Annotated in this window: 17 protein-coding genes; 5 read left to right on the plus strand and 12 right to left on the minus strand. The window is 43.6% G+C overall.

What is annotated here, in order from left to right; genetic code table 11:
* Positions 1-80: 80 nt before the first annotated feature.
* Positions 81-1,289 carry a hypothetical protein gene (locus QUA99_RS30585; protein ID WP_333460499.1) on the minus strand — a complete coding sequence of 403 codons (1,209 nt, stop codon included), beginning with the start codon at positions 1,287-1,289 and terminating at the stop codon, positions 81-83.
* Between the two features lie 208 nt (positions 1,290-1,497).
* On the opposite strand from QUA99_RS30585, the gene QUA99_RS30590 reads away from it, so the two are divergent.
* The 3 genes from QUA99_RS30590 (at position 1,498) to QUA99_RS30600 (ending at position 3,643) form a co-directional block, all read left to right on the plus strand.
* Positions 1,498-1,767, plus strand: a complete 270-nt coding sequence (locus QUA99_RS30590) for a helix-turn-helix transcriptional regulator (RefSeq protein ID WP_333244630.1) — start codon at positions 1,498-1,500, stop codon at positions 1,765-1,767.
* 590 nt (positions 1,768-2,357) lie between these two features.
* A complete protein-coding gene (locus QUA99_RS30595) occupies positions 2,358-3,077 on the plus strand; it encodes a hypothetical protein (protein ID WP_333244633.1) in 720 nt (239 codons plus the stop codon).
* Positions 3,074-3,643, plus strand: coding sequence for a hypothetical protein (locus QUA99_RS30600; protein WP_333244636.1), 570 nt, complete (start codon positions 3,074-3,076; stop codon positions 3,641-3,643). The genes QUA99_RS30595 and QUA99_RS30600 overlap by 4 nt, the downstream gene beginning before the upstream one ends.
* A 388-nt stretch (positions 3,644-4,031) precedes the next feature.
* On the opposite strand, the gene QUA99_RS30605 is transcribed toward QUA99_RS30600, so the two are convergent.
* The 11 genes from QUA99_RS30605 to QUA99_RS30655 form a co-directional block, all read right to left on the minus strand.
* Positions 4,032-4,172 carry a hypothetical protein gene (locus QUA99_RS30605; RefSeq protein WP_333244638.1) on the minus strand — a complete coding sequence of 47 codons (141 nt, stop codon included), beginning with the start codon at positions 4,170-4,172 and terminating at the stop codon, positions 4,032-4,034.
* A 17-nt stretch (positions 4,173-4,189) separates the two neighbouring features.
* The gene (locus tag QUA99_RS30610; protein WP_333244641.1) at positions 4,190-5,254 is read right to left on the minus strand and encodes a hypothetical protein; all 1,065 of its coding nucleotides are present in this window, start codon (positions 5,252-5,254) and stop codon (positions 4,190-4,192) included.
* The gene (locus QUA99_RS30615) at positions 5,251-6,162 is read right to left on the minus strand and encodes a hypothetical protein (protein ID WP_333244644.1); all 912 of its coding nucleotides are present in this window, start codon (positions 6,160-6,162) and stop codon (positions 5,251-5,253) included. Before QUA99_RS30615 ends, QUA99_RS30610 begins: the two co-directional genes overlap by 4 nt.
* On the minus strand, positions 6,162-6,710 hold the full coding sequence (locus QUA99_RS30620; protein WP_333244647.1) for a hypothetical protein: 549 nt from the start codon (positions 6,708-6,710) through the stop codon (positions 6,162-6,164). The genes QUA99_RS30615 and QUA99_RS30620 overlap by 1 nt, the downstream gene beginning before the upstream one ends.
* Positions 6,711-6,712: 2 nt before the next feature.
* Positions 6,713-7,966: a replication initiation factor domain-containing protein gene (locus tag QUA99_RS30625; RefSeq protein WP_333244650.1), complete on the minus strand. Its 1,254-nt coding sequence runs from the start codon at positions 7,964-7,966 to the stop codon at positions 6,713-6,715.
* A 3-nt stretch (positions 7,967-7,969) separates the two neighbouring features.
* Positions 7,970-9,166, minus strand: coding sequence for a zonular occludens toxin domain-containing protein (locus tag QUA99_RS30630; RefSeq protein WP_333244653.1), 1,197 nt, complete (start codon positions 9,164-9,166; stop codon positions 7,970-7,972).
* Positions 9,166-9,552, minus strand: coding sequence for a hypothetical protein (locus tag QUA99_RS30635; protein ID WP_333244656.1), 387 nt, complete (start codon positions 9,550-9,552; stop codon positions 9,166-9,168). The genes QUA99_RS30630 and QUA99_RS30635 overlap by 1 nt, the downstream gene beginning before the upstream one ends.
* Positions 9,553-9,742: 190 nt before the next feature.
* Positions 9,743-9,925, minus strand: coding sequence for a hypothetical protein (locus QUA99_RS30640; RefSeq protein WP_333244659.1), 183 nt, complete (start codon positions 9,923-9,925; stop codon positions 9,743-9,745).
* A 1-nt stretch (position 9,926) separates the two neighbouring features.
* Positions 9,927-10,211 carry a hypothetical protein gene (locus QUA99_RS30645; RefSeq protein ID WP_333244662.1) on the minus strand — a complete coding sequence of 95 codons (285 nt, stop codon included), beginning with the start codon at positions 10,209-10,211 and terminating at the stop codon, positions 9,927-9,929.
* Between the two features lie 117 nt (positions 10,212-10,328).
* A complete protein-coding gene (locus QUA99_RS30650; RefSeq protein ID WP_333244665.1) occupies positions 10,329-10,907 on the minus strand; it encodes a hypothetical protein in 579 nt (192 codons plus the stop codon).
* A gap of 1 nt (position 10,908) precedes the next feature.
* Positions 10,909-11,109 (minus strand): hypothetical protein, encoded by a 201-nt coding sequence (locus QUA99_RS30655; protein WP_333244667.1) that lies wholly within the window; start codon positions 11,107-11,109, stop codon positions 10,909-10,911.
* 137 nt (positions 11,110-11,246) lie between these two features.
* Between QUA99_RS30655 and QUA99_RS30660 the strand changes: the two genes are divergently transcribed.
* Positions 11,247-11,513 carry a hypothetical protein gene (locus QUA99_RS30660; protein WP_333244671.1) on the plus strand — a complete coding sequence of 89 codons (267 nt, stop codon included), beginning with the start codon at positions 11,247-11,249 and terminating at the stop codon, positions 11,511-11,513.
* On the plus strand, positions 11,510-11,937 hold a 428-nt coding region (locus QUA99_RS30665; RefSeq protein WP_333244674.1), incomplete at its 3' end, for a TraX family protein. The genes QUA99_RS30660 and QUA99_RS30665, both read left to right, overlap by 4 nt.

The following is an 11,937-nucleotide window of genomic DNA, read 5'->3' on the forward strand; positions in this document are numbered from 1 at the left end:
GCGATCGCCCTTCGCTCAAAAGAACGATCGCACACAGAAGCAAACAAGATGGAAAGATGGAAATAGGAAGCGAAAACGATTTAGAAAACAGCATCACCTCCCGGGGGAGCTCGCTCGCTTAAAAGTATTGCGCTGCGAACAAATTTAATGAGGTTTACCCGATCGCCCGCAACAACACCCATCGGCGGAAAGCTTGGAGGTTTGGGCTTAGGCAATCGCGCGCCGGCACCTGCAGTCGGAGGTTCGTCAGTACCAGTTGCGCGATTGCCCGGAAAACCAAAAACAGGAATTAGGAATTTGCAAGTGATGGAACTTTCCACCAGCAACGAAACTTCCATCACTTCAGACAGTTCAAGCAATGTGTCAGGTTCGTACCAATCATCAGGACACGGGGCCCACTCGCAGAAGGAATCGAGAGAAACTTGCAGCAGTTCGGGGTTTTGGGCATCCCAAAGCGCAATCGCCTCTCGAAACGCATCGAGGGATTCAAAATCGTCAGGGTCTGGCGGCTCAGATTCCGACTGAATCTCAAAATCAAGGAGGCTCAGTTGCCCCTCAATGTCAGCTTTGTAAAAAATATTCTCAGGCTGTGGCGGGGAATAGCGAGCCAGGAACTTGGGAGAAAAAGTGACACCGGGGGAAGTTTCGAGCGATTGTGGGATCGACTCGTGAACTGGTTCGATTTGTGCGCCGGGGGAAGTTTCGACCGGTTGTGCGATCGGCTCCTGGACTGAAGACTTGAACAGCTCCAAAAGCTCGTGAGCTATAGATTTTGGCTTCTGGACGCAATCAACACCGGGGGAAGTTTTGACCGCTGGTACGATCGGCTCGTGGACTGGTTCGATTTGTGCGCCGGGGGAAGTTTTAAGCGCTTGCTCGATCAGTTCGTGGCGTTGAATTTCAATCACCGATGCTGTCAAAACGGCGGGCGTAAGCAATGTCAAACAATCGCGACCTATAAAACCGCAATAAGCACCAGAAGCGTCATGACGGCGATCGAACTCAACCCGTATGGTAAAAGACGTACTACCGCGCATAACTCGCCCAGTCATTCCAGAAAAGAAACCAGAATTTATGCAAACACGATCGTTTGTAGAAAAAGTTGTAGTTGTAGCGCCAGGGGAAGTTTCAATCAACGCCAGAAGCGGGAGCTGAGCGCCAACAACCGCATCAATCCAAGTTTGGCGGCACCGCCGATCGCCTGTTAGAGCAATATTAAGCTCGCGGGCGATCGACTTGAGTTCGCCTAAGGTCTTGTGTTCTAACTGTGTAGCAGTGTAAGTGTACATAGTTTGAGGGAAAGGGCTTGCGAAGTAAAGACAAGCCCAGGAAGATTTTACAGGAGTATCTGAATGCAGTCGTGGCAGACTAAACGCAGGAGAGTCCAGCGGGCAACTACCCGGAAGCTAGCTGGACGCCTGTGTTGTGTCTACCTTCCGATACTTTAGTATCTTTCAGCCCTGCTGTCAATACTTAAGTTTCGGTACTTATGTTACCATGAATGAAAACGAGCTCAAACAAGAGGTACCAGAAACAACCTTGGAAAGTTTAATAAAAGCTAGTGGGAAAACTCAGCGAGAGTTGGGAATCGCGCTGGGCGTTACTGAACTAACCATAAGAAATTGGGCAAAAAGAAAAAAAATCCCTCGACTGGATAACGCAGCAGCTTTAGCAAGTGAATTAGGCGTGTCATTAAAAACATTGACTCACTCATTACAAATAGACGTAAGCAAAGTTCCTGATGACAAACGAATAAGCCAAAACTAACCAACACCCGCACCACCGGGTCTCTCTGAATGTGTTAGCCACCGGGTGGGGCAACGGCAGTTTTCCTCAACTAAGACTACAGATGTAAAAATATGAAAAACTCTGTAACCATGACTGAAGTTTTCCTCAACTAAGACTACAGATGTAAAAATATGAAAAACTCTGTAACCATGACTAAAACTGAATTTGACTGATACACCCAGGAAGCTGTAATCAGTAACAATCAAAAAAGAACTGGCGACACCTGCCAGGGCTAAACACTAGACCCCCATAAATAGTCAAATAACAGGAATGACACTGATACCTGGGGGGTTCCCAGACCGACAGGATAGGCGGCCGTGTCACAAAGTTGATTCCAAGCCAATCAAAGTGGAGTGACAGCCGGGAGAGACCGGCAAGCTAGGCTACTGATGCTAATAAGTGACCCAAGAAGTAGCACACACCGGGATCGAACCTGGCCCTTCCTCAAGGTCGGAGCGTGCCACTAAGTACGACAGTAGTGGGACATCTCGGAGAGAACGAGACGCTAAACGCTGAGCGTACCTGCTGGCGTGACAGCCGGGAGAGACCGGCACTTCACCACTAAAACCATGAGCAGCAGCCAGCTTTCACTATTTGACACAAACGCCGCGACCGGAAGCGCGTATAAAGCCGGCGACTGGGTGAAAATACGACGAAAACCCGCAGTAGCAGCATGGGTTAAGCGCGGCGAAGTTTTCCGAATCCATCAAGTACACCCAGTTAACGGCAGCCTGAAATTTTGGAATCCCCATATCAATCAATGGGATTTTTTATATCCAGAGGAAGTTAAATTAACTGTAGAGCCTGTTGTAGGGGAAGTTGCAGCGGCCGAACCTACAGCAGAGCCTGTTGTAGGGGAAGTTGCAAAAACTGCACCGACAGCAGAGCCTGTTGTAGGGGAACTTGCAATAACCAAGCTAATTGCAGAGCCTGTTGTAGGGGAAATTAAAATCACACCATCAATAGCAGAGTCTGTTGTAGGGGAACTTGTAGAAACTGAGCCAACTATCGAACCAGTTGCAGGAAAAAGAAAAAACTACTACAACTCAAACGAAGGATACAGCGGCAACGGCTGGCTCGAAAGCCACTACAAAATCCGAGTTAACGGCAAGCAACACTCCATCAACTGCCCTGAAATCGGATGCACCGGGCCCTACAACAGTTACCGCTGGATGGACGGAAAGCGGCAGCGCGCCAAATACTGTCCGGGGAGTAAGTGTCCCGCAGTGCGAAAGGCTCTCAGAAGCGGCGAATCAATTAGTAAAATCTTAGAAATTATCAACCAATGAAAATCTCAGAACTGCAAACTCGCTACGGTCTAGCCAGCAAACAATCCGTGTACGATCGCATGAAAGCACTGCAAATAAGTCCAATCAGCCGCGGTGAAATATCCAGTGACTCACTGGACAAACTGGACAAACTGGACAAGTTTCTCAAAAACAACCCAGGAGCCAAAATCTGGGAATTTCCAAAGGATACAGAATCTTTATCTTTGTCTAGCGGACAACTAGACAAGTCCACTGGACAACTAGACAAGTCCACTGGACAACTGGACAACTTCAACGAAGTCTTGCAATTGGTAGAAGCGATCGCCCGCCACTTCGGGGCAGATCGAGACCCGCTGGCAAACTACAAGGCGCTGGAATATGCCGCCAACCACATCATGCTGCTGCCAACTTCCAAAATCAGAGAGCTAGTTGGAACAGTACCTAAAGGAGTGTGGTGGTTCCAAAGGGGAACTTTTATTATTAGCAAAGAAGATAGCATCAAAATCGGACGAGAAACGGCTTGGCGGATTCAAATGACAGCTAGCGCATTCAGACCAACGATCGAAGTGCCAGACAGCAGCCAATGACCGCTGCATTAATTTTTAGGCGTCAAACCCGTCATCATAACTTCCCCTGCAACAAACTCTACAGCAGACACTAATTGCAACCTCGATAAAACTTGAAGGCACAAGCTAAACACCGAGCTTGATAGCGGTAAAAATCGCGCTCCCGTTTTAGGCGCGCAATCCGCCGAAAAAGAACGCGGATAAAATATTGTCTCTTCATACAAAATATAAAACCAAATCAGATATTTGATCACCCCTAGCAATTTTATGTCAATATCTTTAGGTTATACCGGGTATTACTCAACCCGGTTGCCCTGCGGGGCCCTAAATCTTTACCGGCGCGGCCGGGGGGGCGGGCCATAACCCGGCTCCCCCCCCGGCCCACGTTCTCATGTAAATGTCTAAACATCTAAATATCTAAACATTTTGAAATTATCCTCAAATATTCGCAAGCTTCATCAGCAGTCATAGCTTTGAGAAATTTTTCCTCAGCAAAAGCTTGTTTAACAATTTTAGCTAATTTTTTTTGATAAATATGTTTCTTCTTCATAATGTAAAAAGCTAATTTTAGTTTTTTGACTTTTTGCCATCTTCTATGCCGCGAGCGATCGCCCAGTACATCGGTTGCGGATTGCCCTGCCAGTCAAAGAGCGCGAAAGTCGATCGGTAGTCCGAATCAATCTCACTCTGAAACCACAAAAGCGGAAAATTCCCCCACTCAACAGCAAACCTAGCACCAGAGCGTACAGCTTCACGGTGAACCCAGTAAGCCTGATGAAGTACAAAAGCACGGCGCAGGCGATCGGGAATAAATGCCTCAATCTGAGAAGTAAACTTGCCGCGATCGGAAAATTTATTAAAAGGAGTAATCAAACGACGCCGCCAAATGCGATCGTATGTCGAAAACTCTGAAATCCCCCAAGGTATTTTGTGCTGGCGCGAAAATTGCGACAGTTGACGAAATAAAACGCCGTCAGAAAGAGCAAAAAACTGTAAATCAAGCCATTGAAAGTGAAACTGAATACCCACCTGAAATTTAAGATGAGGATGTTTAGCTACCAATTCAAGAAGCCATTTTTCAAAAATAACAAAATTAAGTTTATTTTGCTGAAACAAAATCAACGGCTCGTTAACTATCACTCTAGTGCCTTTAGGCAAATTTTTTAAAAATTTATCTAAAGGAGCCATAGCAGCCCCCTGAAAATAAACATCTAAAAAATTACTATTGTTGAAAAACCAATCGTCAATTGTAAAACATTTAAAATTGAATTTTCTCTTATCGCTATAAGCCATCCGGTGCGCACAACAGTTGCGGATTTTGCACCACTTTTCAAGGCGAGGAGCTTGATACTTTGAATCAGCGCGAAACTCAGATGCAGGGATAAAAAAACTAAATTTAGACTCAACAGCCGACCATTCGGGACGAATTTGATAATTAGCAATATCAGGTGTAGAAAAAATATTATTTGAACCAGATACAGCAGTACCCAATTCAATAGAAGGCTTAAAATTAAACGGTCGAGCGTATTGTTCAACTATAAATACATAGAATATCGCGAAAACAACAGTAAATATATTAAAGCCAATTCCTACCTTAAAAGCTCGAAATAAAATTGATTTTAAATTGTTCATTTTACCTTCCGACTCCAACCGGGACGCCAGCCACGACACTCAGTATCTACAGATTCAGCCATCCAATATCCCCTATCCCAACCCTGAACAGATTCTAAATTTTTAAATTCAGTAGTGTTAAGTCCGCGAAATTTGTCACCTTTAACTAAATAGTAAGAAGCAGCGCGAACAGTAACAAAAGGTAGAGGTAAGAAAGGATTATACTCTACTTTTACAGGAGTATTATGAAGGTCTTGGCTGTAAGCTACTAAAAAACATCCTTTAGAATCAGAAGCTTTACCAGATGTAGAACCCCATAAAACTTGAAGCCAGACCTTTTTGCCAGCAGGACAGTTAATCCACGGAGTAGTCGAACCGCACCCACCAGACGAAGGAGGAGAGTAGCTAAGAAGAGTAGGACGAGGCGGGGGAATCGGAGCCGGAGGAGCTGCATTGCGAATTGCTAAAGTACGCTGCTCGTAACACGGAGTAATAAAATCAGAACAATAACGACAACCATCACAACAAGGAGGATTGTAAATATTAGCACAAGGATCGGGAGCAGCATAAGCAGCAAGGTAATAAGCAGCCGATTGCTTTTGCCAATTTGTATAAGTGGGGTCATACCAAGCTTTATAAACAACTTGATAATCTTTCATTCTCTGAATGTTAACTGCTTCAATTCTCGCCATCTCAGCACGGTAAGCCAAACATTGAGTATTGGTTGATGTTGAATTAAAAGCACCAGTAACGCTAACTAATGTAGCTACAATCGGCAGCCACAAACCCAAAACAGAACCAAAAGCAAAACCTATCAAATAAACAGCAGCGCGCAAACTCAGCGACCCGATCGTAGTTGCCACAATAGGAGCAATCTGAGGAATTAAAATCCTCAAAAATCCGGCAAGTTTAGCAGTTCTTAAAAGCATTACTTTCTAGCAAGTTTCCAAGCCTTTACCAAAGCAGCAATAGACATAATGGGAAGCCCTGTATTATACATTACAACGGCTGCATATTTAAGAATCGGCGAATTAGTCGAATTAATGGCAGAAATCATAAGCGCAGGAATTCTAATTGAATCAGGAGAAGCAGGCATTAAATTAATTGCTTTTGAGGTAGTAGAAGTTAGCAATCCGCCAACATCTTTATCTAGCAAACAAGCATATTGCTCTAACTCAGCAGGAGTTAGGGGACGACGCCACGTATTGTTCACCCAATATAAATCGGGGTCAGTAGTTAATGTTTGACCGTTACTCAAGACAAGCTCCAGGGGCTTACCCTCAGCCCTAATATCGCGAGTATAAAAAGCGTCGCACATAGCATTCAAATTGGTATTAGCAGGAACGTTGCCCATACCGTAAGCAGCCGAAATCATCTCCTTAGTATCTAATTGAATCATTTGAAAGGTGCACCAAGTGTAAGCAGTAGGCGCAGGAGTAGCAGTAGCTATATATACGGGCAACAAAAAACTCAGCATAATTAATCACCAAATATAAACTTTATCCCCAATCCCATAATTACAAAAGGCCGCAAGGCATTGACAATCATTCCAGGCAAGCAGATTCTGTCAAAATTCAACCCGGAATTGATTTCAAAGCAACCGTCGCCAACTGCATCTAAATATTGCTGTTCTGCTGGGTTGGGCATCGCAATATCGATGGGGAACTTTTGCACCATCTGGGAACCTAAAGACACAGGCGCAGGACAAGTTAAATTGCCAGCAATAGCACCTGAACTCTGAGCCAAAATCAGAAAAACTCCCAGAGCAGTCACGCCCAAAAATTTGGCATTCTCTAAAATACTTCGATGTCGGGGCTTCATCCTCAACTTACCGGCCGCCAACATCGATCGCATAAATTTGTCAAAACGTTCAGACCCCATAAATTCCTCAACCATCGCCAGCGTCGCGCAGTGTCGCTCAATAAATGCGATCGACCTTTCAATATCCAAATGCAGCGAGGGCGCGGGAACTGAAATCGGACCAAATTTGTAATTTCTAAAAAACTCTGTGTCTTCGTGCTGTCGAGCAAAATTAATCTGACCGCAAGCAACACCGTTGAGAAATTGAGCAATATCGTCAAAAGGACAAGCAGCCATCTGCTGCATGATCCACTGAGCGCGAGAACGTTTAAATTCAATTTCAAGGCGATCGTAATCAATACCGTCAATGTTCTTATCATAAATCCGAACAAAACGCTCAGATTCGCGAGACCCTAAATAAACTGTAGTGCCAGGTCGATTATTGCCACAATTAGAAACCCGACGCACCGACCGATAACCGACAAGCAAATTATCGCCTAAAAAAACCTCCCAATGACGGCGCGACAGTCGAGGAAAATCAGACACCACAGGAAAATCAAGAGCAATATCAATCCTGTTAGCGATGAATTCTTCTTCTGTCTGACAGAAAAATAAAAGAGCCTGAATTTTATCAAGAGCAATACCCGAAAGAGTAGAACCCTTCAAATCAACAAAATGCTTGTAAGGTTCACAGCTACCAGAAGCCGGATAGCGAGTACCTATTAAACTGCCCTGAAACTCATGCACCTCATGCCAAAGCTTATTCAAAGCTAAAACGTTGGTATCACGTGCATCCTGCAATTGCTGCTGCTTTCTCTCAAACGGCAAACCCAAAGTTCGTTGAATCTGGCGCAGCATAGATGGATGATAACTGGACACCTGAAACCGCAACCAATCAATTTTAACATTCCGAGGCAAATAATTATGTTGCATAATTCACCTAAACATTTTATAAGGAAGGTAGAAAGAAACAAACGTGATTATCAAAAATATAATGAAATTTTTAGGCAAGAAAAAACTCGCTAAAATAGAAATCAACACCCAAAAAATTAACCCAACAATAATCCTCCACACAAATTTATAGCTATCTCTCGTAACTTCATCCATTTGCTGCCAAATTTGACATTCGCGAGTAATCGCTAAATCAATTTTCCTAAGGCCTTCATAACTGGCAGCAGGCAACAACTGCCACAGAGGAATCATTCGACCTTGAAAATAGTGAATTCCCGGAAAAGGGATACTGCCTTGCAACTTCCAAGCTACAAACGGATGGTTGTTGTTAGCTTCGTAAATCCGCTTTTTCTTGAATTTATCTGCTTTATAAAATTGGTCTAGTTTCTCCTCAATCTCGCTAAAAGTATAACCTTGCTCTAACAAATCGCTAGAAGAAACTTCAACCGAAGAAGCAGAATCAATAATATAAGGATAATAACCAAAATCAGACTTATTGGCAAACTTAGAAGTTTCTAAATCCTGTTCCTCTAACAAACCAAAACTATCGTAAACTCTAAAAGTTTGAGCGTCAATTGCGTTGATTATCCCTTTCCAGTGTTTGGTCGCAAGTACCCAAACCTTAACGGGATTCTTTCGTACTTTTGGGTCGCGAAACCACACTTCAAATTCAGAAGGCCCGAACAAATGTACATCCTTAAATAAAAGGCGGTCGTTGCGGAGTTCGTTATCCCAAATCGCCAACCCTTCAGCGTATAAAATCTCAGAGCAAATTTGATGAATTGAAGAGTGTACCTGACTGGGATACTGTGCGGCGTAAACTATGTGCTGCGCCCTCTTTCTATTGTTAGCAACGGCATTAAAAGCCTCTGGCGGCAGAGTCCAAGACTGAGCGCTCGGAGCGTACAATCCCATCTCGTCAAGCAGAATCACGGCATTTTTAATTTGCAAAAACTGAGCAAAGTTTTTGTTAGCAGAAACGTAATAAATAATCCCCTTAGGAATGTTTTCAAACAGCCACAGGAGATTATTTATTTTGCAGTAGTAAGCCAAATTAAGGGGGTCGAGGCAAAAGTTAGTTACGAGCTTTAACCGATATTTCTCGGCAATCGCAAGCCCGTGCTGCAGCATTAGCAAGCTTTTGCCCCGACCGGGAAGCCCGTAAATGGCTGTAAAAGGCATTAGACTCGGCTCAAAACCATGTTAAGAACTCGAAGCGTAACCATGAAACCCATGGGAGCAAGAGCTACCCCAAAAGCGGCAAGCCCGATACCGTCAATGGCCTTGATCATGTTGATAGCGTTTGTCACGCCAGCAGCAATACTGGCAGCAGCAGCAGCGGAGGCATCACCAGCAGCAGGTGCAGTCGCCATTGCAGCACCGCCACCAACAATCGCACCGCCAACAGCTAAAGCAGCACCGGATAAAGCAACAAACTGAGCAGTTTTGCTATACTCAAATTTCCAGAAAAGGTCATTGAGCTTAGCTACTTGCTCGCGGTCAATAGCAAAAATTTCATCGGACTGAGATTGGTCAACAGATTCAATTTCTTGTAATTGATTTGTCATTTTTTTTCAATCTGGTAAATGGGAACAATACAAGAATGCACAACGAGGTTTTGTGTGTACAATACCGCGACCCCTATTACCAAACAAACAATCGCTTGACCTAACAAAATCATGTTAGTGTCAATAAATTTGTCTGGTAAGCTACGGTATCTTTCAGCAGCGGCCACTACTGAATCAATAAAATCTTTCATCAATCCAAAAACCTCTTAGCGAGAACAATAAATGCGTGAGTGGATGTAGCAGCTAATGCAGCTTTCATCGCCCAATCCATCGAAAATTCAATAACAGGCTTGATATCCTCTTTAATGAAATTCATGGCATCCGCCGCGCTAGGAACAGCCATTAAATGCAAGGAAACAAGAAGTGCCCACATGCTAAGACCTCATCCTAATAGCTATTCCAAAAGCGCAAGCAATAGCCATACTGCCAAAATGGTCGGCAATAAAATCCTGGGTGGAATTTTTCATGTTATCGGCAAACTGTTCGGGACTGCCGAGAACCAAAGACATTTTAGCAATAGCTTCGGCTCCAGTTATCCGATCGGTTGCTGCTAATGCAGGGCTGACAGGATAGCCCAAAATCCAAAAACTACAACCGAGAACAATAGAAAGTGCGGCCAAACGGCTAAAATAACAACCATTAAATCGAGCGGCATTCATAAGCCTCAATCAATAAACAGCCTAACTATCCGAAGAATCAAGGCCAGACAAAAAAACTGAGTCAGTAAAACGAAAAGATTAGCCCAAATAAACTCTACAATCAGAGTTATCAAATTATCATTGCTGTACGTGGTCAGGAGTATCATCTTCAAGTTCCTCCTCATCACCATCTCGGGAAACTTTGATTTTCGACCACTGATTTCGCGTCACGTTAAACAAAGCGAAATAATCTTTAAAAACGTCGTTAGGAGTAGCACCAACAGCTTTAATCCATCCATCCCAATAAGGAGTTGGGTTATTACCGTTGCCGACAGCGGCAGGCTTAAGAGCGAGGACAAAACTGTAATATTCGCCCTCAATCAATTTACTAATATTAAGCGAAGGAGTAATCCCAACTTTACAATTGTAAGGGTTTGCAACCTCCGACATAACCATATCAAGCGGAGTCTCAACAGAGGTAGCGCCGTTGTATTTTGTCAAAGGCATCTGACCTGACTGCAAGTAAGGGAGAAATAAAAACGCTTTATTATTGCCGGAAGAATTAAGTTCAGAACCTCCCCAACGAGCCCAACACAAAATCACGGGATAACCCGCAACGTTAGTTGTTTTCATTCCCTGAGCGCGTGTATTAGTCTCAGGAGTGTCAGCTAATCGGATAATTGAAGAAATAAAGTCGCGACCTTCTTTGGTTGCCATTCTATTTACGGTTCTCCTTGTAACGCCGCCACATTTTATCCGACCACGATTCGCCAGAAGGAGCCACAGGCGGTGGAGTATAAGTCGGTTTTGGCGGAGGGGTGTAACTTGGTTGCGGTTGAGGAGAAGCTGTCACCGGTGGAGGTGGCGGCATCGTCGTAGTGCTTGCTGCGATCGAAGCGGCTAAAATCAGTTCAATCATTGTGTTACCAATTCAATAAATCCATCTTGAGAGGTATGAATTGAGCGCACAACAGTAATCACACTTATCTTTTTGGCAACCCATTGCTTTAAATAAAGCTCTTTACTAAAATCTAGACAGTGCAATTTAAAAAAATTATGAGCAGAGTTGATGTTTTTGTATTAGCAGTATTATCTCGTCAAAATAAGCTATCTCTATCAAACATCGTAGAAAAAGTAGCTGAAATAAATCTAATAAAACCACCATCACGCATCGGAATATATAAAAGGTTACACGTATTAAAAGACCAAGCTTTAGTAAATTTCGAGTGGAAGCAAGGGGAAAAGATTTATACAATCTCAGAAAAAGGCTTACAAGTCATAACAGAATTTATCGATCAACTAACCGGAGCACAATCAGCGTGAGTCAAAATCAAATCAAATGGTTGGCGACAATTTTAATGGTAATTGACCATATAGGATTTTTGCTAGAAATAGAGCCGATGCGTGTTGTTGGACGCTTGAGTTTTCCACTGTTTGCATGGGTACTGGCTCAAAATTGGAAGCGGCGAGAACCAAACAGCAGTGCTAAACCTTTAATTAATAGATTGGTGTTATTTGGAATAATATCTCAAGTTCCACACCTTCTATTATTCAATAATTTACAACTGAATATATTAATTAGTTTGGCAGTTGCTATTATAACATTTGTTCAAATTCACAAATCGGATCGAAAAATTCTGGTACTAACAGCAGGACTGATAACTGCACAAGTTTTAGGAGTCAGTTACGGCTGGTATGCAGTGGCTTGCCCGCTACTGATGGTTAATCTAAAAGGCAAAGGCGATCG

Origin of the sequence: Microcoleus sp. F10-B2, assembly GCF_036704965.1 — a bacterium.
Classification (GTDB): domain Bacteria; phylum Cyanobacteriota; class Cyanobacteriia; order Cyanobacteriales; family Microcoleaceae; genus Microcoleus.